Raw genomic sequence first — 22,586 nt, forward strand, 5'->3', positions numbered from 1 at the left:
CGATTCGAATGGTCACATGCGGGGCTCGCGGGTGAGCGTGAGCAGGGCGGTCATCGCGAGCCCCGCCGAGGCGACGATTGCGATTGCCATGGGAACGGCCGTGTCCTCCCCGCCCAACCCCACCAGCGGTGAGACGATCGCGGCGAGGCCGAACTGGGACGCGCCCATGATTGCCGAGCCGGTGCCTGCAGCCGACGGTACTTGGCCCTGACCGAGGGCTGTGGAATTGCCCATCGTGAATCCGAGGCTGAACACAACGGCAAACAGCAGTGGTAGAAGAAGCCAGCGGTGAGCTCCGAAGAGTGCTGTCGTGATCAACAGCAGCGTTCCGGCGGACAGCATGAGGGTCACACCGAACAGCAGAAGCGCCCGCACTTCGAACCTGCCGATCAGCCGGGTATTGATGATGTTCGCGGTCACCAATCCCACCGAGTTCACTGCGAAGACCAGCGAGAACTGCGTCGCCGACATTCCCAGTATGTTCTGTACGACGAATGGTGATGCGGAGATGTAGGCGAACATCGCGCCGAAGCCGAGCGCGAAGGATGCGGCATATCCGATGAACCGGTGGTTACCCAGCACGTAGCCGAAGTTGCCCGCAAGCGCTGCGAACCCGCCGCCGTGTCGTTTTTCGGGTGGCAGTGTTTCGGGAATGAACACGAGAACCCCGGCGAGCATCGCGATCGACGCTCCGGTCAGAACCCAGAAAATACCTCGCCAGCCGATCGGGTCGAGAAGCGCACCACCGATGATCGGCGCGGCGATGGGCGCGATACCACCGATGATCATCATGAAGCTGAACAAGCGAGCAGATTCGTGGCCACTCGTACGATCTGCGATGACCGCGCGGGCGAGCACGATTCCGATGCCTCCACTGAAGCCCTGGACTGCACGCGCCCCGATGAGGACCTCGACGGTCGGTGCCAGCGCACACGCAGCGCTACTCGATGCGAGCGCGATCGTGCCGATGATGAGCAGGCGACGACGGCCCCACCCGTCGGAGAGGGGACCGGTGATCAACTGGCCGATACCCAGGCCCGCCATGAATGTCGTCAACGTGAGCTGAATTCCCACGGTAGAGGTGCCGAGACTCTCGGACATGATCGGCAGACCGGGAAGGTACATATCCGTCGCCAGCGGCGCTGTGGCCGACAGGAGCGCCAGTGCGCACAGCATCGGCAAAGAGATCGTTTTACTCACGAACGAACTCTAACGAGGCGCGTTGACTTGCACGGACCCAGAACACCGCGCACGGTGGTGCCCATGGACCACGATCCGGCCTCGGCGCTGCCTCCTGCGCTTGCCGTCCATGTCGACGATTTTGCTGAGCATCTGACATTGCAGTCGAACCGGTCGGCGCACACCGTGCGCGCGTATACATCGGACGTGCGCTCGTTCCTCCAGCATCTCGCAGCAGGTAACCCTGATGCGCGGGTGTCCGATATCGACCTCGGGACGCTGCGGGCGTGGCTGTCGAGACAGGTCGCCTCCGGTGCTGCACGCAGTACGGTTGCGAGGCGCACTTCATCGGTGAGGACTTTCACCACCTGGCTGGTCCGCTCTGGTCGCGCCGAGCACGACCCGGGAACACGTCTCGCCTCAGCGGGCGCGCGCCGCACACTGCCCACGGTGCTACATGCGGAGCAGGCAGCAGAAGTCATGGAGGCTGCAGAGTCCGGCGCTCGGGAAGAGCATCCGGTTGCGCTGCGAGACCGCGTGATCGTCGAACTGCTGTATGCGACCGGTATCCGTGTCGGCGAGCTCTGCGGGCTCGACCTCGACGACGTGGATGCGGAACGTCGCGTTGTGCGAGTGCTTGGTAAAGGCAACAAGGAAAGGACAGTGCCCTACGGACTGCCTGCCGCGGATGCCCTCGAACGGTGGGTAGCCGTCGGGCGGCCGGCCTTGGCGACCGCGACCTCGGGACCCGCCTTGCTCCTCGGGAAGCGAGGCGGTCGCATCGGGCAACGGCAGGTGCGGACGGTGGTGCACGAGGCGGCCGGGGCCGTTCCCGGTGTACCTGACCTCGCGCCACACGGACTGCGGCACACCGCAGCAACCCATCTGCTCGAAGGCGGTGCCGATCTGCGCGTCGTCCAGGAAGTACTCGGTCATTCGAGTCTCGCGACCACTCAGCTGTACACGCATGTGTCGGTTGCGCGACTGCGTGCGGTCCACGAGCAGGCGCACCCCCGCGCCTGAGCCGCGCCCGCGCCTGCGGCTACGCAGCCCGACACGTTTTGGTAGCGTCCAGCCGATCGATAGTGGGGGATATCGGGGGGATCCAAATGGCACGAAACGAGTCCGACCATGCGTTGCCTGCGTGGTTGCAGGACGAACCTGAGGCACGGTCCGCGCCGGTCACGCCGCGACGTGGGCTGCGTCGTAGTGCTGCACGCGTGAGGAAAGATGGCACTGCCGAACCGGCGCCGCACACGGGGTCGGGGGCGGACTCGGTCCCGACCACAGCGACATCGCGGTCGGCAGCCCCGTCGCAGCCGGTCGGCGGCGCTGCAGTACTGCCGGCTCCGGCAAGTGCTCCGCCGATCGCTTCAACACCTGCCTCGATCACGCCCCCCGCGTCGGTGCCGTTTTCGATGATCCCGCTGGAACGGGATCCGGAGCCGCATGTGCCGGTCGCGCCGGAGCCCGTAGCGGTTGTACCGGAGCCCGTAGCGGTTGTGCAGGCACCCGAAGGTCTGCCTGAGCCCGCGCCTGATCTGGAACCGTCACCCGAGTCTTGTCCGGAACCTGTGCCTGACACGGAGCCTGTGCCGGATCCCGAGGCGGCAACCGTGCCTGGTCCCGAGGCGGCAACCGTGCCTGAACCTGTGTCCGAAGTCGTGCCTCTGCCCGGATCGGAGCGTGGCCCGGCAACGGAGCCGATCGAGGTGCCCGCACCGGTTCATGAACCCGCCGCGCCGGTCGAAACCCATGATGTGGACGTCATGCGCGACCAGGTTCCGAGGGTTACGACGGCGCCGGACCATCAGCCGTCGAACCTCGACCTTGCGTCGGGGGTGCTCGTCCGTCGTTCCCGGCGCGCGCCCAGCAGAGGATGGCGGCGCGGTGTGCATCGGCTCACCGGGGGACTGTTCGATCCCGGAATGTCCTCGGAGGATGCGGATCACGACGATCTCGTCGCACGTATCCGGCAGCCGATCAGCGGCGATTACCGCATCGCGGTGCTCTCACTCAAGGGCGGCGTGGGCAAGACCACGACGACAGTCGGGCTGGGCTCGACCTTCGCCTCGATGCGTGGTGACTGCGTGATCGCCGTCGACGCCAACCCGGATTTCGGAACCCTCGCGCAGCGCGTACCGGAACAGACGCAGTCGACAGTGCGAGATCTGATCGCGGTTGCGGACCGTATCGAACGGTATTCGGATGTGCGTGCCCACACTTCGCAAGCGCCGAGTCGGCTCGAAGTGCTTGCCAGCGAGCGTGATCCGGCGGTGTCGGAGGCATTCAGCGAGGACGACTATCGTCGAGTCATCGATGTTCTTCAGGTCTACTACAACATCATTCTCACCGACTGCGGAACCGGGATCATGCATTCCGCGATGGGGGGCGTGCTCGACCTGGCAAATGCCCTCGTGCTCGTCGGGTCGCCGGCTGTCGATGGTGCCCGCAGCGCCGCCGCCACACTGGACTGGCTCGAGCATCACGGCTACAGCGACCTCGTCGATCGGACGGTCGTAGTGATCAGCTCACCGCGGCCTGGGAACTCCAGTATCGACCTCGATGCGCTGACCGAGCACTTCCTTGCTCGTTGCCGGGCCGTCCAGGTTGTGCCGTTCGACGAGCACCTTGCGGAGGGCGCCGAGATCGACCTGAACCTGCTGAGGCCCACGACCAGGCGGGCGTTCGCCGAACTCGCGGCCATGGTCGCGGACGACTTCCCGAGGTTGACGGGGCGGCACGCCGTGCAGTGGTGATCACGGCACGCCTGTAGTGGTGATCACGGCACGCCGATGGATCGCGCACTGCCGTCTCGGTCACACCGGTTCGAGGCGAATGACCGGCCGCTCGACGAGGGGGAGCGGATCGAGGTACGTGGTGCGGTCGCGGCGCAGGCCCCAATGAAGACACGCCGCGGCAGTGCAGCCCTCGTGTCCGGGTTCGACCGTGCCCAGCGGATCACCGGCAGAAATTCGACGACCCGCCGCCACCGTCGCGGTGACCGGCTCGTAAGTGGTACGCAGGCCGCCCGGGTGATCGATCGACACGACGGGCTTGCCTGCGACGGATCCCGCGAATGCCACGATCCCGTCGCCTGGTGCGAGCACTGTCTGGCCGGGGTGCGACGCGAGATCGACGCCGCGATGGCCGGGCAGCCAGTCCTCCGCGGGTGGATCGAACGGCCGGGTCACCTTCGGTCGTGGTTCGAGAGGCCAGACGAAGGATGTGTCTGCGGCAGCGGGCGCAGCGCTTATCAGGGAGGCGGCACTGGCCAGTAGTGCAAGTGCGGTGATTCGCATACTCCCCAGACTCGCTCCCGGGAAACGGGTGCGATAGTCCGGAACGGAGAATGTGGACAACTTCGCGGTTGTCCACAGGAACGGATCCAGAGACCACTCTGACGAGGCGGTTGGCAGTTCGAGGTGTCGGAGCCGTATGATTGTCGAGCGGTCTGTGTTCGCAGATCGACTTCGCGCGTCCGCGCATCGGTGCTGCTCCGTCTATACGGATGCACCGTAGATGGCCGTCGCCGGTCCCGCAAGGGTCGGCGGTCATGCGGACGCCAGGGCGGGGATCGCAAGATCACCCGCGGCAACCGACACGAAAGAGAGAAACAGGCATGCCTGTTGTAACTATGCGGCAGCTGCTCGACAGCGGCGCCCACTTCGGACACCAGACTCGTCGCTGGAACCCGAAGATGAAGCGGTTCATCTTCACCGACCGCAACGGCATCTACATCATCGACCTGCAGCAGACCCTGACGTACATCGACAAGGCGTACGAGTTCGTCAAGGAGACCGTCGCTCACGGTGGAACGATCCTTTTCGTCGGCACCAAGAAGCAGGCACAGGAATCCATCGCCGAAGAAGCCACTCGCGTCGGTATGCCGTACGTGAACCAGCGCTGGCTCGGCGGCATGCTCACCAACTTCTCCACCGTCCACAAGCGCCTGCAGCGCCTGAAGGAGCTGGAGGCCATGGAGCAGACCGGTGGCTTCGAGGGTCGCACCAAGAAGGAAATCCTCATGCTCACGCGTGAGATGAACAAGCTCGACCGGACCCTCGGCGGCATCCGCGACATGGCCAAGGTTCCGTCGGCCGTGTGGGTCGTCGACACCAACAAGGAGCACATCGCTGTCGGTGAGGCTCGCAAGCTGAACATCCCGGTCGTCGCAATCCTGGACACCAACTGCGATCCGGACCTCGTCGACTTCCCGATCCCGGGCAACGACGATGCGATCCGCTCCGCGGCGCTGCTGACCAAGGTCGTCGCGTCCGCAGTCGCCGAGGGCCTCCAGGCCCGCGCCGGCAAGAACTCCGACGCCGACGCCAAGCCCGAGGCCGCAACGGCAGAGCCGCTGCCCGAGTGGGAGCAGGAACTGCTCGCGCAGGCCGCCTCCACCGGCGACGCGGAAGCACCCGCCGCGGACGCAGCCCCCGAGGCCTGATCCGTTTGCACGGCCCCGACCGGACGATCGAGAGATCATGGTCGGGGCCGTTGCATCGCGGCCCGGCCCGCACCACGCGGCGCCATCCGCACCCCTAGACTTTTCACCACAGACACAGGAGGCCCGCTCAAGATGGCGAACTACACCGCCGCTGATGTCAAGCGTCTCCGCGAGCTCACCGGCTCCGGAATGCTGGACTGCAAGAATGCTCTCGCCGACAACGATGGCGACTTCGACAAGGCCGTCGAGCAGCTGCGCATCAAGGGTGCCAAGGACGTGGGCAAGCGCGCCGAGCGCTCCACCGCAGAAGGCCTCGTCGTCGCCAAGGACGGCGTTCTGGTCGAACTGAACTCCGAGACCGACTTCGTCGCGAAGAACGACGAGTTCCAGGCTCTCGCCAACACGATCGTCGCTGCTGCTGCGGAGGCCCGCCCGGCCGACGTCGAGGCACTCAAGGCCGTCGAGGTCGACGGCAAGACCGTGGACGCCCTGGTTCAGGAGCTCTCCGCCAAGATCGGTGAGAAGCTCGAGATCCGGCGCGTCGCAGCATTCGACGGCCAGGTGTCGGTCTACCTGCACAAGCGTGCATCGGACCTGCCCCCCGCTGTCGGCGTGCTCGTCGAGTACACCGGTGAAGGCGACGCGGCAGCCGAGGCTGCCAAGAGCGCTGCCATGCAGGTCGCTGCTCTCAAAGCGAAGTACACCACCCGCGACGAGGTTCCCGAGGACGTCGTCGCAGGCGAGCGTCGTATCGCCGAGGAGACCGCAAAAGAGGAAGGCAAGCCGGAGCAGGCTCTGCCGAAGATCGTCGAAGGCCGCGTGAACGGCTTCTTCAAGGACGTCGTGCTCCTCGAGCAGTCGTCGGTGACGGATTCGAAGAAGACCGTCAAGGCGATCCTCGACGAAGCCGGGGCCACCGTGACCCGCTTCGTGCGGTTCGAGGTCGGCGCCAGCTAGTCCACGCACCGATCGACCCCGTCGGCTCTTGCCGGCGGGGTCGTGGCGTGTCCGGCGCCTCCGGTCGACCGGCCTCCGGCGGTGACCGCAGCGTGTAGCCTCGCTCCCGGTCTCGGTTCCACCGGGTGAATGAGGCAGGATGAAAGGGCCGATTCATGCGCAACCAGAGGAGAGTCATGTCCGAGCATGCCCACGATCGGCCCGGTTTCCGCCGGGTGCTTCTCAAACTCGGCGGCGAGATGTTCGGTGGCGGCAAGGTCGGCCTGGACCCCGATGTCGTGACGACCGTCGCGCAGCAGATCGCCGAGGTCGTGCGTAGCGGCGTCGAGGTCGCCGTGGTCATCGGAGGCGGCAACTTCTTTCGGGGCGCGGAGCTTCAGCAGCGTGGACTCGAGCGCGCCCGCTCGGACTACATGGGCATGCTGGGCACCGTCATGAACTCCCTCGCGCTCCAGGACTTCCTCGAGAAGCAAGGTATCGACACCCGGGTGCAGACGGCGATCACGATGGGTCAGGTCGCCGAGCCCTATCTCCCGCTTCGCGCACGGCGGCACCTCGAGAAGGGCCGAGTAGTCATCTTCGGCGCGGGTATGGGTATGCCCTACTTCTCCACCGATACCACGGCCGCACAGCGTGCCCTCGAGATCGGTGCCGATGTCGTTCTGATGGCCAAAGCCGTCGACGGAATCTACTCCGCGGATCCTCGCATCGATCCCGATGCCGAGTTGTACGAGGAGGTCACCCATCGTGAGGTCATCGAGAACGGCCTCAAGGTCGCGGATGCGACCGCGTTCAGCCTGTGCATGGACAATGCCATGCCGATCATGGTCTTCAATCTGCTGACCAAGGGCAATATCGCTCGTGCTGTCGCCGGTGAGAAGATCGGAACGCTCGTACGGTCATGATTGGACAACGGAACATGGAGGAACTGCCGTGATCGATGAAGCTCTCTTCGAGGCAGAGGAGAAGATGGAGAAGGCCATCACGGTGGCCAAGGACGATCTCGGCGGTATCCGGACCGGCCGCGCGAACGCGGGAATGTTCAACCGGATCGTCGTCGATTACTACGGGTCGCCGACCCCGGTGACTCAGATCGCCAGCATCAACGTGCCCGAGGCGCGGATGGTCATCATCAAGCCGTACGAGGCGTCGCAGCTCGGTGCGATCGAAACCGCTATCCGCAACTCGGATCTCGGGGTCAACCCCACCAACGACGGCAACATCATCCGGATTTCCGTGCCGCAGCTCACCGAAGAGCGCCGCCGTGAGCTAGTCAAGCAGGCGAAAGCCAAGGGTGAAGACTCGAAGGTCGCTCTGCGGAACGTCCGCCGCAAGGCGATGGAAGAACTCGGCCGCATCCAGAAGGACGGCGAAGCAGGCGAGGACGAGGTCGGTCGCGCGGAGAAGGAGCTCGACAAGACCACGGCGAAGTACGTGGCGCAGATCGATGACCTGGTCAAGCACAAGGAAGCCGAGTTGATGGAGGTCTGACGGTGGGCAGAGCCGACGGGTCTTCCGACCCGGAGCTTCCACTCGACGCCGGGGACACCTCCGACGTCGCCGCTGCTGGAGCAGCATCACCGCCCGACACCGCGACAGTGCCCGTCAAGACGTCACGTGCAGGCCGCGACCTCCCTGCTGCAGTAGCGGTGGGGGCCGGTCTGGGCGCGCTCGTCATCGTCATCCTGCTGTTCGCTCCCACAGCCTGGCTCGGTGTGGTCGCGGCCGCGATCGCGATCGCGACGTGGGAAGTCACCAAGCGTCTGCGCGAGGCGAGTGTGCTCGTACCGCGCCTTCCGCTGCTGCTCGGTGGCCAGGCAATCATCTGGCTGGGATGGCCCTACGGAACCGCCGGTGTCCTCGGAGCGTTCGCGGGGACTGTCGTGGTGACGATGCTTTGGCGGCTGTTCGATCACGGACTTACCGCACAGCCGCGCAATTACCTGCGCGACACAGCGGTCGCTGTGTTCACGGTGGCGTGGTTACCGCTGCTTGCGTCCTTTGCAACGCTGATGGTTCTCGAAGACCAGGGTGCCGCACGAGTGTTCTGTCTGATGCTCGTGTGTGTGGCCTCGGACATCGGTGGCTATGCCGCAGGCGTGCTGTTCGGCAAGCACACCATGGCACCCGCGATCAGTCCCAAGAAATCGTGGGAAGGATTCGGTGGATCCCTGGTCGCGTGTGTCGCAGTCGGAATCCTCACCGTCATGTTCCTGCTCGACGGACAGTGGTGGATCGGTGCGGTCCTCGGCGTCGTCCTCGTGTTGACTGCTACGGCTGGTGATCTGATCGAATCGCAGGTCAAGCGCGACCTCGGTATCAAGGACATGGGCACACTTCTGCCCGGGCACGGTGGCATCATGGACCGGCTCGATTCGATCCTCCCTTCGGCGTTCGTGACCTGGTTGATCCTCACGATCTTCGTCTAGGTCGGTGCTCACAGATCCGATGGACGGACATCGAAGCGACGACAGAGGCGTGATCGCCAGCCCCAATATCTGGCACTGGCCTTCGGTCTACGAGGAGGAGAACCGGGCCCAGGACTCCCACGGCGCCGTGTACGCGGCGCTGGAGGAGGACGCGGACTGGGCTGGCCGCGATGTCGTCGACGTCGGCTGCGGTTCCGGGTTCCACCTGACGATGTTCGCGAAGAAGGCCCGGTCCGTGGCCGGGGTCGAACCACACCCTCCGCTCGTCGAGTCGGCGCGGCGGAGGGTCTGTCACCTCGACGCGGTCCGGGTCCTGCCGGGATCGGCTGCGCAGCTGCCGTTACCGGACTGCTCGGTGGATCTCGTCCACGCCCGCACCGCGTACTTCTTCGGGCCGGGTTGCGGCGCAGGTATCACCGAGGCCATGCGGGTCCTTCGCCCGGGCGGCGCACTCGCGATCATCGATCTCGACGCGACAGCGCACCCGTACGGCGAATGGATGCGTGCCGATCTTCGGCACTACCGGCCACATGCCGTCGAGGCATTCTTCGACGCCCAGGGATTCTCATTACGGCGAATCGACACCGAATGGAATTTCCCCGACCGTGACACGCTGGAGCGCGTCCTCGGAATCGAGTTCGGTCCGAAGGTTGCAGCGCGCGCGATCCGGGAGACACCTGGAACCACCCTGGCTGTGCGCTACCGCCTGCACATCCGGCGCAAGCCGCGCGGCATCGAAGTGGGCGGTTCGGGGGCGCCCCCTACAGATGGAAGACCCCGGCGAGTTTCTTGATCTTCTTGGCTCGTGCCAGCATCGGCAGGTCGCTCCCGTCCTGAACGCCGTGCCCGTCCTCACCGAGACGATCGATGACGGTACGAGCCCAGCCGATGTCGTCGGCGCTGGGGCTCAGCGCAGCATTGGGGAACCTCGCCCGATCCGGAGTCATGCACAGCTTCCCCGTCATACCCATCGACTGGGTCAGCTGCGCCTCCTGTTCGAGGATCGCCGCATCGTCGGTCAGGGACGGACCGTCGATCGGTCCGGGCAATCGTGCGGCGCGACTCGAGATCACCAACCTCGAGCGCGGATAGGCCATGGCGAGGGGCGACGCGCTCATCCCGGTGTCGCGGCGGAAGTCGCCACTACCGAACACCAGACGGAACACACCTTCGGCACGGGCGATCTCTGGTGCTGCTTCGAGTCCCATGGCAGATTCGATCAGCACGAGGATCTTGGTGTCGTCCGGCAGCGCGTCGGCCGTGGCGTCCACCTGATGGCCGCTCTCGGCCTTCGCGAGCATGACTCCTTCGAGTCCGGGCACGCCTGCCAGGGCGTCGACGTCATCGCACCAGTGCGACGTGGTGGCGTCGTTGATACGCACCCATGCCCTGCCGCCGTCGCGCAGCCACTCGACGACTTCGGTGCGGGCGGCTGCTTTGCCGTCGTCGGCGATCGCGTCCTCGAGGTCGAGTACTACTGCATCGGCCGGGGAGGTCGCGGCAGGATCGAACCGTTCCGGGACATTACCCGGAACGAGAAGCCAAGATCTGGCGTATTCGGGAGCAATACGGGTGGTCATCATTCGATCTTCCCCCTATCGGCGCCCGAATTTCAGGGAGGCACGAATTCAGGGGTATCGGGGTCAGTATCACAGTTCAGATCGAACAGCCCGGTCGCAAAGCATGGGATAATGGACCATTATGGCTTCCTCTCTGCCCCTCGTTTTCGATGCTCCCAAGCGCGGCATGCCCCCGCGGCACCTCGCTGATCTCGATGCAGCGCAGCGACGTGAGGCCGTGAAGGAACTGGGGCTTCCGGCCTTCCGTGCCGACCAGATCGCCCGCCAGTACTACGGCCGGCTGGAGGCCGACCCGGAGAAGATGACCGATCTCCCCGCAGCCGTGCGCGAGAAGGTCGGTGCGGCACTGTTCCCATCCTTGCTGACCCCGGTCAAGCACATCGCCTGCGACGGAGGAGAAACCCGCAAGACGCTGTGGCGAGCGGGCGACGGAACACTCCTCGAGAGTGTCCTCATGCGTTACCCGGAACGCGCGACGCTGTGCATCTCGAGCCAGGCCGGTTGCGGAATGGCGTGCCCGTTCTGCGCGACCGGGCAGGGCGGGCTCGACCGGAATCTGACGACGGCGGAGATCGTCGATCAGGTCCGTGCAGCCGCGGCGGCATTACGCGATGGCGATGTCGCAGGTGGTCCTGGTCGTTTGTCCAACATCGTGTTCATGGGGATGGGGGAGCCGCTCGCCAACTACAAGCGGGTCGTGGCAGCCGTTCGCCGGATCACCTCGCCCGCGCCCGAAGGCTTCGGACTGTCGCAGCGGTCGGTCACGGTCTCGACAGTGGGACTCGCCCCCGCGATCCGCAAGCTCGCAGACGAAGGCCTGCACGTCACCCTCGCCGTATCCCTGCACACACCGGATGACGAACTCCGCGACACCCTCGTGCCGGTCAACAATCGATGGCCCATCGCCGAGGTTCTCGACGCCGCCCGGTACTACGCCGACAAGACCGGCCGCCGGGTCTCGATCGAGTACGCGTTGATCCGCGACGTGAACGATCAGCCGTGGCGCGCCGACATGCTGGGCAAGAAGCTGCGCAAGGCTCTCGGGCCGCTCGTGCACGTCAACCTCATCCCGCTCAATCCCACCCCCGGTAGTGAATGGGACGCCAGTCCCAAACCTGTCGAGCGGGAGTTCGTCCGCAGGGTGATCGCGCAGGGTGTCTCCTGCACCGTCCGCGACACCCGCGGCCAGGAAATTGCCGCAGCCTGCGGTCAGCTCGCTGCGGAGGCCTAGACCACGCTCTCACGCTCGTTCGCTGTCACGTTCCTCGTCGGCGAACTCACCGGCGCCGAAGTACGCGGATTCGACCCGATCACGTTCGCGAAGGAGTGCATCGGCCTTGCCCTCGAGCACTACCCGGCCGTGGTTGAGAACAAGCGCCCGGTCGGACACCGCCAGCGCGAGACCCACATGCTGCTCCACGAGCACGACGCCGATTCCTTCCGCGCGGGCCAGGTCGCGGATGGCAGGCAGCATCTGCTCGACGACCATCGGCGCCAGCCCGAGGCTCATCTCGTCGACCATGAGCAATCGCGGTTCGGCGAGCAGTGCCACTGAGATCGCCAGCATCTGCTGCTCGCCGCCGGAGAGTAGCCCCACTGTCCGGGACCGCAGCTTCGCCAGGGCAGGAAAACGCTCCAACACCGCCTGCTCGCGGCGCTGGTCGGGTCGTCGGCGGGCCAGCCGGAGATGCTCACGCACCGTCATGGACGGGAACAGCCCTCGGTCGTCGGGGACGAAGCGCATGCCTCTGCGCGCCATCCGGTAGGGCCGGCTGCTGTCCACCGGCCGGCCCAGGACCGTCACCTGTCCACTCATCGTGGGGAGCACACCGGCGAGCGACAACAGGGTGGTGGTCTTTCCGGCGCCGTTGGGCCCCAGAATCGAGAGCACTTCACCGGCCGCGACGGAGAGGTTCACGTCGGCGACCGCGACGACGCCGTTGTATCCGGCGGTGAGAGCCTCTGCGGTGAGGACCGGGGCAGTGTCTGTGGAGTCAGCATCAGCCATGGGTGGTCTCCATCGGCGCGCCCAGATATGCAGCGATCACGGCGGGATCCTTTCTGGCCTGGTCCGGAGTTCCCGAGAAGATGACCTTGCCGAACTCGAGGACGTAGATGCGATCGCACACTCCCAGTACCAGCGACATGTCGTGGTCGATCAGCAGGGCACCGGGCCCGTTCCGGACGACCGCCCGAATGCGTTCGGCGAACTCGACGCTCTCCTGACTGTCGAGGCCTGCAGCGGGTTCGTCCAGCAGGAGGACGCGACAATTACCGACGAGTGCGCGCGCGACACCGACGAGCTTCTGCTGCCCGAGCGTGAGATCCCTTGCGAGAGTGTATCCGACGTCGGCGAGCCCGACCGCTCGTAGCGTTGCATCCACGGTCTCGTCGGGGCCGCCCCGCCGACGCCCGATCAGGTCGCGCCACAGCGTCGTGAGACCGCCCGGCCGCATCGCCGCGATGACGTTCTGGTTCACGGCCAGGTTCGGGAAGAGTTCACCCGACTGCCATGTGCGCGAGAGACCGGTGCGGCGACGCCGATGCGGCGGGAGTCCGTTCATCGGAGTGCCGTCGACGCTGATCGTTCCCTCGTAGTCGATGAATCCGGTGACTGCGTCGACGAATGTCGTCTTACCGGCACCGTTCGGTCCGATCAGGCCGACGATCTCGCCGGGATGCACTTCCAGCGACACGTTCTCGTTTGCCACGACACCGCCGTAGCGCACGGTGATGTCCCGCGCCGACAACCCGCCTCGCGCCTCATCGGGAGATCCGGAATCAGGAAGAATGGAATCAGCTCGTGCGGGAGGGATTTTCGTGGAGTCAGGCATCTGCCACCGTCACCTTTCCGTGGTCGATCTCGTCGCCGGTTTCGGAAACGGGAGAATCTGTCGCGACTGCTGGGTCGCGCAGCCTGGCACGTAATAGAGCGCTGAGTCTGCCTGCCTCACCGGCGATTCCGATCGGATTCAGGATCGCAGTGATGATCAGCGCGATCCCGGAGATCAGAGCGTAGTAGTCGCCCAGGTCGAAGACGTTGTGTACCAGCACGTAGACGATTCCCAGCGGACCGATGATGCCTGCGATCGCCGCACCACTGAACGAGGTGATGCCGCCGAGATACGCGACCGCCAGCACCTGCAGCCCGACGAACACGGTGAACGACTCGGCCGAGAGCTGACCGGCGCTGTATCCGATGAGGCAGCCTGCGACCCCGGCGATGAACGCGGACAGTCCGAACCCGATGAGCTTGGTCGACCGGACGTCGATTCCCGCGGCCGCGGCGGCCCGCTCGTTCGCCCGCACTGCGAGGAAGGCACGCCCGGTGTCGCCCGAGGCGATCCGGATGAACGCCCACACCGTGATCGCCGCGACGATCAGGACCGTGAACGAGAACGACAGCCGTGCGATATCGCTGCCCTCGCGCACACCGAGGTTCAGGCCGAACAGCGTGGGGTTCGCGATCGGATTCCCTGACGGCGGCGTCAGACTGTAGTTGTTGAAGATGAACCGCTCGATCGCCAGTGCTGCAGCGATGGTGACGATGGCCAGCTGAGCACCACGAATCCGGAAGGCGGGCAACGCCACCAGCATGCCGAGCAGCGCGGCCACGAGCGAGCAGAAGACGAGCGCGATCGGGAACGGCATACTCCAGTTCGTCGTCACCTTCGAGAGGGTGAACCCCGCTGCACCGGCGAACGCCGCCTGCGCGAGGGAGATCTGGCCGAGGTAGCCGGTGATGACCACATACGACAACGCCAGCAGCATCAGAATGATCGAGTACGTCAGACCGAATCGATAGGTGCCGGACGATACCGCGAGGAGCACACCGGTCACGACGATCACGAGTGCGGCGGGGATCGGACGGAAGCGCGGCACCACAACGTCCGGCAGCTTGACGGTCTGCAGTGACCCACGCGAGGGCAACCGCCCCCCGAACACGAACAGCACGACGATGACGACGAAGAACGGCACGACCTGATCGACGCCGGACTGCGCCCACGTGGGCCACCAGCTCTCACCGGCGAGCAGGTTGAGCACCGACTGGAACGCCCCGAGCACCAGCGACGCGATCGCAATCGTCGCGACAGACTCCATCCGCGCAACCAGGAGCACCGCGAGCGCCGGAACGACGAGCAGGGAGTAGTTCAGCGGATTGAGGCCCGTCAGGGACGCCCCGAGCAGGACACCGATCGTGCTGACCACCGAGGCCATGACCATCGCGATCGCCGCGAGCCGATCCGGTGAGAACCCCAGAAGCGTGGCGCCCCGCTCGTTCTCCGCTGCCGCGCGAGTTGCTGCGCCGGCCCTGGTGAAGCGGAAATATGCCCAGATCAGCACCGAGAACACGGCCATGATCGCGACCATCACGATCTCCGCCGACGACACGGAGGTGCCGAACAGCGAGATCGACCCGGACGGGATCATCGATTCGATCGGGATGCTGTTCGGCCCGAATCTGATGACCACCAACGCTTGGACGGTGAGCATCAGCGCGACGGAGACCACCACCTGGGCCAGGGCCGGTGCACGACGCACCGGCCTGAACACCAGGTAGTGGGTCACGACCCCGAGCAGGACCGCCATCACCAGGCCGATCGCCAAGGCAGCAGGTACCGATGGCGCCTCGTCGAATTCGATACTGCCGATCGGCAGGACCAGCGTGCCGTCGATGAGCAACTGCGCGTAGACGTACGCACCCCACATCGCGGTCGCGCCTTGCGCGAAGTTGATGATCCCCGTCGAGCGATAGACGAGGAGCAATCCGTTGGCGAGGCCGATGTATACCGCGGCGAGGCCGAACCCCAGGACGATGAACTGCAGATACGTGCTCATGCGCTACTCCGTTGCGGGTATGTCGTCAACTGCGTGTCTGTCGTCGACGGGGTCGAACGGCCTCCTCGCGCAGGGGGCGGCCGTCAGGAGGTGGGCATCAACGAAGGATCGAGATCGATGTATCCGGCGTCCTCCACTGACCGCAGCGTTCCGTCCTCCTGCACTTCGAAGAAGATCGCCTGCGCATTGCACGTGGTAGCCACACCGGGCCACTGTTGCCCGTCGCAGGTCACGGTCGGGCCGGCGAACGTCGGGAAATCCTTCAGTCCCTTGAAGGTGTCGGTGACGGTGGTCGCGGTGATCTCCTCCGACCCGGACATGATCTCCGCGATGTTGACCACGGCCGCGAATGTGTAGATCGACCGAGAGGAGAGTTCGTCGCCGTATCCGACGGCGTCCATGGAGTCCGCGAAGATGTCCAACTGCTCCTGTACCTCGGCGGGCGCGGAGTCCTTGGCGAGAGGCACCCACAGCCGGGGCTGGGTGACGATGCCTGCGGCATCGGCTCCCATATCGTCGATGAATTGTGAGCAGGATCCTGCCAGGATCGTGTCGTCGTAACCCTGCCGGCGCAGAGCCTGGAACAGGCCGGTGCAGCCGTCCTCGGGGAGGGCGATGACGCCGGCCATGTCCGGGTCGTCGGAAAGCTGCGTCGCTGCCACGACATTCAAGTTGGCGCCCGAAGCCGGCGGGTACTGGACGGCGACGTCGATCCCCATCTTGTCGGCGATCGGCATGATCAGATCATCGACGTACGCGTGGGAAGTGGGCGACTCGTTGACAGCGAGCGAAGCAGTGGTCTTCCCCATGGTGTCGAGCACCGACATGCTCGAGAGCGCGGCGAACGACACCGGCCCGGTGAAGTAGAACGCTTGCCCGTATTCGGCGGAATCCGCGACGAACGATCCCGCGAGCGTCCCGACGATGGGGATCTGCGCCGACGCCAGAATCGGCACCGCCGCACCCATGCTCTGGTCGACTGCGTCGATCACGAGCGGCAGGCCCTTCGAGACGAAGCCGTTGGCGCAGCTGATCGCGGTCTCGGGGCTGCCATCGCCCCCGCACACATCGACTTCGAGGGGCCGCCCGTCGATACCACCGAGCACTTCGTTCACGTAATGCACGCCGGCCTCGAGACCGTACGCCGTCTGCGGATACGCGGACGCGCCCTTGATCGGTGCCAACGCGCCGATGACGATCGGCTCACCGCTGGGAGTGACTCCGGCACTGTTGTCCCCGCCGTCGGAGCTGCACGCCGACAGGGCAAGTGCAGCAACTGCAGCGATGACACCGATATGTCGCTTCTTCACGTGTACGTCCCACTTTCTCGAATCAGTCGCGGGAGGAGACAGGATGGTCGGGCAGATACGGAACGAGACCTGGTTCGGGCCGGACTTCGAACGAGCGCAGCGCGGTCGCGAGCATCGAGTAGCAGCCCACGGTGAACACGACGTCCATCAGCTGCCGACTGTCGAACTCGACCGAGAGCACAGCCCACGTATCGTCGCCGATCGCGCCGTCGCCGATCAGCTCGTCGGTGGCGGTCAGTAGCGCCCGCTCGATCGGCGACCAGCCGTCCGTGTCGGGTCCTACTTCGATGCGGGCGATCTCGCCGGCGGTGATGCCCGCTCGCTCCGCGAGGATGACGTGCTGGGCCCATTCGTATTCCGCGCGGCGGAGGTGGGCGATACGAAGAACGAGAAGCTCCCGGTGCCGGACCGACAGGGTGGACTGTGCCAGCAGGTGCCGGTTGAAGCTCAGGAACGCCATCGCCAGCGAAGGATGCTGCGCCAAGGTTCCGAGCAGGTTCGTCCCGGGCTGCCTGTTGTCCTCGTCCGGAGTGCTCGCCACGGCTGATCGGAAACCGTTGATGTAGGTTGCGATCTCTTCGGTCCACTCGTCCTCGGGAAGAGGGGGTATCCGGGACATTGTGCGTAGGTGTCCTTTCGATTCGGGCGGAAGGCGGAGGCAGGTCAGGTGTTGCGTCCGCCGTTGACGCCGATCATCTGCCCGGTGATGTAGCCGGCTTCGTCGCTCACCAGGAATGCGCATGTCGCGGCGATGTCCTCGGGCTGTCCGATCCTGCCTACCGGCGTCTTGGCGGTCTGCAGATCGAGATCGACGAATCCCTTGGCAACGGTGCTGCGCAACATCGGGGTGTCGATGAAGCCCGGCGGAATCGTGTTGACCGTGATCCCGAATTTGCCGAACTCGAGCGCAAGGCTCTTCGTGAGCCCGACGACGCCCGACTTCGCGGACACGTAAGGGGACAGGCCGGGGGATCCGCTGTGCACACTCGACGAGGAAATGTTGACGATGCGCCCCCACCCCTCGTCGATCATGTCCGGGATTACGAGTTGGCAGCAGTCGAAGGTGGCGGTGAGGTTCACGGCGAGCGATTTCTGCCACGCGTCGGCGGTGATGTCCAGAAATGGGGACGGGATCGACATCCCGGCGTTGTTGATCAGGACCGTCGGGGGAGTCAGTCGTGCTCGCACGTCGTCGACGGCCGCCTCGAGTGCGTCGCGATCGGTGACGTCCACCTGCAGACCGAGTGCTTTACCGCCTGCACCGGCGATCGATGCGGCGACGGACTCTGCTGCGCCGCCGTCGAGATCGAAGATCGCCACCAGGTTGCCGTCGGCGGCAAGACGCCGGGCGATCGCCTCACCGATTCCGGACGCCGCACCCGTCACGATGGCGGTGCGTTCACTCATTTGATCGCCTCGGTACCGAGGAGGGTCGAACGGTGCATCCTGCGGGGCTTCGCGCGATCGAAAGCGCAGGCTCGATGCGCGAGCCCGGTGTTGTCCCAGATCACCGTATCGCCGACCGACCAGGTGTGTCGATACACCAGCTCTGGTGCGGTGGCACGATTTTCGAGGTCGCGCAACAACGCCCGGCCTTCGTCGATGTCCATCCCGACTATGTGGGAAGCAGTCGCGCCGAACACCAGTGACCGCCGGCCGGATTCGTGCTCCCACACGAGGGGGAGTTCACGCACGGCGCGCGAAGCCCATTCCTTCACCTGTTCGTCGGTCGGGTTCGGATATGTCAGGCGCTGAATGGCCTCGAACGTGTGAACCACCCGGAGCGTGCCGAAATACTCCTTCTCCTCGTCCGAAAGGGCTTCGTAGGCGGCGTAGGTGCTCGCGAACTCGGTCTCACCACCCTGCTCCGCTGTCACGTGTGCGGTCAGAATCGAGGCCTTTGCCGGGATGGCGTCAAGAGCACCGTCGATGTGCCAGTAGTCGTTGCTGGCGAAATACTCCTTGTTCGGATTGTCGGGCTCGAAGCTGATCTCCATGATTTCCGGGATCCGGTACTTGGGGAACAGTGCGAGCTCGCCCAACCTCCGGCAGAACTCGACCTGAGCAGGATCGTCGAGGTGCAGTTCGCGGAACAGAATGACGCTGTGCTGCTCCAGCAGGTCGAGAAGTGCTGCAGGGAGCCCGTCATCGGTGAGCAGACGATCGATGTCGACGTCAGTCACCTCCACGCCGACGAGGTTTCCGAGTTTCTTGGTAGCAAGCGTATGCATGGTGCCTCTCTTCGATGCGTCCGCGTCAACTCGGGACGTTCGGCTGTCGGACGTTGGTGAGTGGGCGGGTGTAGGACGGATCTGTCGTGGTACGGGACGGTGCACCGTTGGCGAAGATGTCGGGGACATCCGCGAAGGGAATGTCCATCGAGGGAACCATCCCCGACCATTCGATGATGTTGGTGCGAAGGGCTATCCGCCACTCGCCGTCGCGGCGTTCGAGGCGGTCGATGTACCGTCCGCCCGCAATCCAGTTGCTGTCGTCGATGTTTCGGGCTGCGAACAGGTAATACGTTTCGGTGTGGGCAGTATCGCCGTCGAGGTCGCAGGTGTGGTTCAGCAGATTGTGATGGGTGGCCTTCTGCCCCTGCGCGTGCATCGCGGTGGACCAGTCGTAGAGGTCGACGGGGCCACCGACGAAACTACCCGCGGCGATCGTCGCGTCGGTGTGGAAGGCCGAGAGGAACAGGTCGCGATCGAATCGGTCCATTGCCCGGCTGAAGCGGGTCAGCGTATCGAGTATCTCCTGGCGATCCAATAGGGCCTCGAGCTTGGCGACCCTGTCGGACGAGAGAGATGCCACCGGCGTGCTCATGATGTACTCCGTTGCAGTGGGGAGGAAGGAGATGAGGTCGGCCCGACTCCGACCCCTGAACTATCTGCTGCCGCGATCGGAGACCAGATCGGTTCGCCGCGGGTCGATCGAAGTGACGGGATCTCGCGGCCGTCGATATCTGTGACGCCGTACTCCTCCGCCAGTTCGGCAGTGATGAAGGTTCCGCCTGAGCGGCTCATGATTGCGGGATCCTGTGCGAGAGCGGCGATGACTCGACCGGCAAACTCCGGTGAGCAGCCGTTCTCGGGGCGGGTGGCGGCGCCCTCCGTGAGTCCGGGAATGGCCGCCAGGTTCCGCTCGGCGCGCTCCGTGAAGGTCAGGCCCTGCCAGATCGACACGGATGCGACGTCGTACGGCTGCAACTCGACGGCCATGTCGCGTGCCATTCGATCCACCGCGGACTTGGCCATCCCGAAGAGGACGCCGTAGGTGTACGCCACGCCGGTGTACCCGGAGACGGCCACGATGAGTCCCGACTTCTGGGGCGCCATGATCATGGCAGCGTGCCGCGCCGACACGAAGTTCGATCGCACACCGACATCCACCATCTCCCAATTCGACAGTGGCTTCTCCCAGAACGGCTCGGGCTCGGTCAGGTCGTCGGGGAGGGAGAATGCATTGTTGACCAGGACGTCGAGGCGGCCCTGCTCGCGTTCGACGCGCTCGAAAAGCGCGGCTACCTGCTCATCGTTCGCGTGATCGACCTGGACCGCAACACCTGTGCCCCCGCGACGATCACACTCCGCGGCGGTGTCGCCGACGGTGCCGGGGAGTGGGTGCGCGTCGGGGGTCACCGTGCGTCCGGTGACGTAGACGGTGGCGCCGTGCTCCGCGAGCGCCAGCGCGATGCCTTTGCCGATACCTCGGCTCGCACCGGTGACGACAGCAACCCTGCCGGACAGCGCACCCATCCGAACTCCTCCTGCGTATGGTCGATTACATGTTCGTGGCGAGGGGGCCCGCGCCGAAGAACGCCTCACTGTGATCACCAACGGCCTTGCCGGTGAAGTGGTCGCCGCGCAATGGTGTGCCCATTAGGCCCCGCGACCAATCCGCGGACACCCCTTCGTCGCGGGACCAGTCGTAGAGCATGGTGCGTTCCGCGATTCGCCACTGCCCGTCGCGCTTCTCGAGCCGGTCGAGGTATCGCCCGCCGAGCAGGGTGTCGCGCTCTTCGGTTCCCATGTCGACGCGGTGGTATGCGGTGACATGGGTCTCGGCCCTGGCTGTGTCGCCGTCCAGTTCGATGTGCGTCTGCCCCAGCAGGTGCTGGGTGACCAGAACGGCGTCAGACCCCGGGATCACCCATGCGAGATAGTCGTCGAACGAGCCCGCGAAGATCCCGAAATCCACGATGGCGTCGGGCCAGAACGAGGAGCTGACCGCCTTGCTGTCTCGACGGTCCTCCCCGCGGGCGAGGCGCACGATGCACGTTCGGATCTCGTGATGCGCGACCAGAACGCTCGTGTCGGCGGCAGCCATGTCAATTGCCGTCCTCGGGTGTGTAACCGAGGATGCCCTTGATCTCGAGGTAGTCGTGGAAGCCGAACTCGCCCCACTCGCGCCCATTTCCGCTCTTCTTGTACCCCCCGAACGGCGCCCCGAAGTCGAACGCGTCATTGATCGCAACGTTTCCGACGCGGATCCGTCGTGCCACCTGTCGGGCCAGCTCGAGATCCGTGCCGGCCACGAAGCCGGCGAGTCCGTAGTCGGTGTCGTTCGCGATCTCGATCGCATGGTCGATGCTGTCGTAACCCAGGATCGTGAGGACCGGGCCGAAGATCTCCTCGCGCGCGATGGTCATGTCGTTCTTGACATCGGCGAAGACGGTGGGCTGCACGAAGTAGCCGGCGGTCAGACCCTCGGGCCGCCCGACACCACCGGCCACGAGGGTCGCACCCTCGTCGATGCCCCTCTGGATGAGACCTTGAACCTTCTCGAACTGGGCCTTCGACACAACGGGACCGATCGCGGCATCGCCGGTCGGGTCGCCCACCGTCACCTTCGAGGCCGCCTCGCGTGCGGCGGCAATGGCTTCCTCCATGCGCTCTCCGGGGACCAGCATTCGCGAGGGAGCACTGCAGGTTTGACCAGAGTTCATCATCATCGTCGCGACACCCTTGCCGACGTTCTCGGCAAAGTCGGCGTCGTCGAGAATGATGTTCGGACCCTTGCCGCCGAGTTCTTGCGTGACTCGCTTGACACCGGCAGCGGCATTGGCCGCGACGTCGATGCCTGCGCGTGTCGACCCGGTGAACGACACCAGGTCGACATCGGGGTGCCCGGACAGCGCGCGCCCGACGCCGGGGCCGTCGCCCTGGACGAGATTGAAGACACCTGCGGGAACTCCGGCCTCGTCGAGAATCTCGGCGAAGACCTGGCCGTTGAAGGGCGACTGCTCTGACGGCTTGAGCACCATCGTGCAGCCGGTGGCCAGAGCCGGGAACACCTTCACCGAGATGAGGCTGATCGGCCAGTTCCACGGTGTGATCAGGCCGCACACCCCGATGGGTTCCTTGACGACGAGGCTGCCCCCGCGCTGTTCCTCGAAGACGAAGTTCCGGAGCACCTCGATCGCGGTGGTGAGATGCCCGAGGCCGAGATTGACCTGGAAACCGCTCGCCAATGCGGCGGGAGCACCCATTTCCTCGGTCAGTGCAGCAGCGATGTCGCCCATTCGGCGCTGGTACACGTCGAGGATCTTCTCGAGCAGTGCGAGTCGCTCCTCGCGGCTGGTCGCCGACCACGCGGGGAAGGCGCGTCGCGCGGCGGCGACGGCCTTGTCGACGTCTGCAGACGACCCGAGCGACACCGTACCGGCGACCTCTTCGGTCGCGGGGTTGATGACCTCGAAGGTGTCGGACTGGGCCGGATCGGTCCACTGTCCATCGATGTAGAACTTCAGATATTCACGCATGGCTACCCGGTTCTCTCGTCTGATCCTGTACGAAGTTCACTGCTGAGTGAAAGTCACTGCCGGCCTTCGGCATACCGT

The 22,586-nt window shown here is 65.2% G+C and carries 23 protein-coding genes; 9 read left to right on the top strand and 14 right to left on the bottom strand.

The window, feature by feature from the left end:
- Positions 1-12: 12 nt before the first annotated feature.
- On the bottom strand, positions 13-1,176 hold the full coding sequence (locus tag HCA61_RS13275) for a multidrug effflux MFS transporter (RefSeq protein WP_169688898.1): 1,164 nt from the start codon (positions 1,174-1,176) through the stop codon (positions 13-15).
- An 87-nt stretch (positions 1,177-1,263) separates the two neighbouring features.
- On the opposite strand from HCA61_RS13275, the gene HCA61_RS13280 reads away from it, so the two are divergent.
- Positions 1,264-2,202 (top strand): tyrosine recombinase XerC, encoded by a 939-nt coding sequence (locus HCA61_RS13280; protein ID WP_169688658.1) that lies wholly within the window; start codon positions 1,264-1,266, stop codon positions 2,200-2,202.
- A gap of 86 nt (positions 2,203-2,288) precedes the next feature.
- Positions 2,289-3,938 (top strand): AAA family ATPase, encoded by a 1,650-nt coding sequence (locus tag HCA61_RS26335; RefSeq protein WP_240959262.1) that lies wholly within the window; start codon positions 2,289-2,291, stop codon positions 3,936-3,938.
- Between the two features lie 60 nt (positions 3,939-3,998).
- Here the strand turns inward: HCA61_RS26335 and HCA61_RS13290 are convergent, their stop codons facing one another.
- Positions 3,999-4,481 (bottom strand): M23 family metallopeptidase, encoded by a 483-nt coding sequence (locus HCA61_RS13290; RefSeq protein WP_169688659.1) that lies wholly within the window; start codon positions 4,479-4,481, stop codon positions 3,999-4,001.
- Positions 4,482-4,801: 320 nt separating this feature from the next.
- Between HCA61_RS13290 and rpsB the strand changes: the two genes are divergently transcribed.
- The 6 genes from rpsB (at position 4,802) to HCA61_RS13320 (ending at position 9,808) form a co-directional block, all read left to right on the top strand.
- Positions 4,802-5,629: a 30S ribosomal protein S2 gene (rpsB, locus tag HCA61_RS13295; RefSeq protein WP_169688660.1), complete on the top strand. Its 828-nt coding sequence runs from the start codon at positions 4,802-4,804 to the stop codon at positions 5,627-5,629.
- Positions 5,630-5,761: 132 nt separating this feature from the next.
- The gene (tsf, locus tag HCA61_RS13300) at positions 5,762-6,586 is read left to right on the top strand and encodes a translation elongation factor Ts (RefSeq protein ID WP_169688661.1); all 825 of its coding nucleotides are present in this window, start codon (positions 5,762-5,764) and stop codon (positions 6,584-6,586) included.
- Positions 6,587-6,762: 176 nt separating this feature from the next.
- Positions 6,763-7,491: a UMP kinase gene (pyrH, locus tag HCA61_RS13305; protein WP_132470557.1), complete on the top strand. Its 729-nt coding sequence runs from the start codon at positions 6,763-6,765 to the stop codon at positions 7,489-7,491.
- A 28-nt stretch (positions 7,492-7,519) separates the two neighbouring features.
- A complete protein-coding gene (gene frr / locus HCA61_RS13310; protein WP_169688662.1) occupies positions 7,520-8,077 on the top strand; it encodes a ribosome recycling factor in 558 nt (185 codons plus the stop codon).
- A gap of 2 nt (positions 8,078-8,079) precedes the next feature.
- Positions 8,080-9,015 (top strand): phosphatidate cytidylyltransferase, encoded by a 936-nt coding sequence (locus HCA61_RS13315; RefSeq protein ID WP_169688663.1) that lies wholly within the window; start codon positions 8,080-8,082, stop codon positions 9,013-9,015.
- Positions 9,016-9,034: 19 nt separating this feature from the next.
- Positions 9,035-9,808, top strand: coding sequence for a class I SAM-dependent methyltransferase (locus HCA61_RS13320; RefSeq protein WP_169688664.1), 774 nt, complete (start codon positions 9,035-9,037; stop codon positions 9,806-9,808).
- Here the strand turns inward: HCA61_RS13320 and HCA61_RS13325 are convergent.
- Positions 9,777-10,595 (bottom strand): CoA ester lyase, encoded by an 819-nt coding sequence (locus HCA61_RS13325; protein ID WP_169688900.1) that lies wholly within the window; start codon positions 10,593-10,595, stop codon positions 9,777-9,779. The genes HCA61_RS13320 and HCA61_RS13325 overlap by 32 nt on opposite strands.
- 121 nt (positions 10,596-10,716) lie before the next feature.
- Between HCA61_RS13325 and rlmN the strand changes: the two genes are divergently transcribed.
- Positions 10,717-11,826 (top strand): 23S rRNA (adenine(2503)-C(2))-methyltransferase RlmN, encoded by a 1,110-nt coding sequence (gene rlmN, locus HCA61_RS13330; protein WP_169688665.1) that lies wholly within the window; start codon positions 10,717-10,719, stop codon positions 11,824-11,826.
- A 9-nt stretch (positions 11,827-11,835) separates the two neighbouring features.
- Here the strand turns inward: rlmN and HCA61_RS13335 are convergent, their stop codons facing one another.
- The 11 genes from HCA61_RS13335 to HCA61_RS13385 all read right to left on the bottom strand — a co-directional run bounded on the left by HCA61_RS13335 (position 11,836) and on the right by HCA61_RS13385 (position 22,508).
- On the bottom strand, positions 11,836-12,603 hold the full coding sequence (locus tag HCA61_RS13335) for an ABC transporter ATP-binding protein (RefSeq protein ID WP_169688666.1): 768 nt from the start codon (positions 12,601-12,603) through the stop codon (positions 11,836-11,838).
- Entirely contained in the window at positions 12,596-13,429 is an 834-nt protein-coding gene (locus HCA61_RS13340; RefSeq protein WP_169688667.1) for an ABC transporter ATP-binding protein, read from the bottom strand. The genes HCA61_RS13335 and HCA61_RS13340 overlap by 8 nt, the downstream gene beginning before the upstream one ends.
- Positions 13,422-15,434: an ABC transporter permease gene (locus HCA61_RS13345; protein ID WP_169688668.1), complete on the bottom strand. Its 2,013-nt coding sequence runs from the start codon at positions 15,432-15,434 to the stop codon at positions 13,422-13,424. The genes HCA61_RS13340 and HCA61_RS13345 overlap by 8 nt, the downstream gene beginning before the upstream one ends.
- 83 nt (positions 15,435-15,517) lie before the next feature.
- Positions 15,518-16,744: an ABC transporter substrate-binding protein gene (locus tag HCA61_RS13350; protein WP_169688669.1), complete on the bottom strand. Its 1,227-nt coding sequence runs from the start codon at positions 16,742-16,744 to the stop codon at positions 15,518-15,520.
- Positions 16,745-16,766: 22 nt separating this feature from the next.
- Positions 16,767-17,363, bottom strand: coding sequence for a carboxymuconolactone decarboxylase family protein (locus tag HCA61_RS13355; RefSeq protein WP_169688670.1), 597 nt, complete (start codon positions 17,361-17,363; stop codon positions 16,767-16,769).
- Positions 17,364-17,407: 44 nt separating this feature from the next.
- Positions 17,408-18,151, bottom strand: a complete 744-nt coding sequence (locus HCA61_RS13360; RefSeq protein ID WP_169688671.1) for an SDR family NAD(P)-dependent oxidoreductase — start codon at positions 18,149-18,151, stop codon at positions 17,408-17,410.
- Positions 18,148-18,975 carry a TauD/TfdA family dioxygenase gene (locus HCA61_RS13365; RefSeq protein ID WP_169688672.1) on the bottom strand — a complete coding sequence of 276 codons (828 nt, stop codon included), beginning with the start codon at positions 18,973-18,975 and terminating at the stop codon, positions 18,148-18,150. The genes HCA61_RS13360 and HCA61_RS13365 overlap by 4 nt, the downstream gene beginning before the upstream one ends.
- Before the next feature lie 25 nt (positions 18,976-19,000).
- Positions 19,001-19,570: a nuclear transport factor 2 family protein gene (locus tag HCA61_RS13370; RefSeq protein ID WP_169688673.1), complete on the bottom strand. Its 570-nt coding sequence runs from the start codon at positions 19,568-19,570 to the stop codon at positions 19,001-19,003.
- Positions 19,567-20,502 (bottom strand): SDR family NAD(P)-dependent oxidoreductase, encoded by a 936-nt coding sequence (locus HCA61_RS13375; RefSeq protein WP_169688674.1) that lies wholly within the window; start codon positions 20,500-20,502, stop codon positions 19,567-19,569. The genes HCA61_RS13370 and HCA61_RS13375 overlap by 4 nt, the downstream gene beginning before the upstream one ends.
- A gap of 25 nt (positions 20,503-20,527) precedes the next feature.
- Positions 20,528-21,073 carry a nuclear transport factor 2 family protein gene (locus tag HCA61_RS13380; RefSeq protein ID WP_169688675.1) on the bottom strand — a complete coding sequence of 182 codons (546 nt, stop codon included), beginning with the start codon at positions 21,071-21,073 and terminating at the stop codon, positions 20,528-20,530.
- 1 nt (position 21,074) lies between these two features.
- A complete protein-coding gene (locus tag HCA61_RS13385; RefSeq protein ID WP_169688676.1) occupies positions 21,075-22,508 on the bottom strand; it encodes an aldehyde dehydrogenase family protein in 1,434 nt (477 codons plus the stop codon).
- Between the last annotated feature and the right edge of the window lie 78 nt (positions 22,509-22,586).

Source organism: Rhodococcus sp. HNM0563 (assembly GCF_012726195.1).
In the GTDB taxonomy this organism is placed as follows: Bacteria; Actinomycetota; Actinomycetes; order Mycobacteriales; family Mycobacteriaceae; genus Rhodococcus.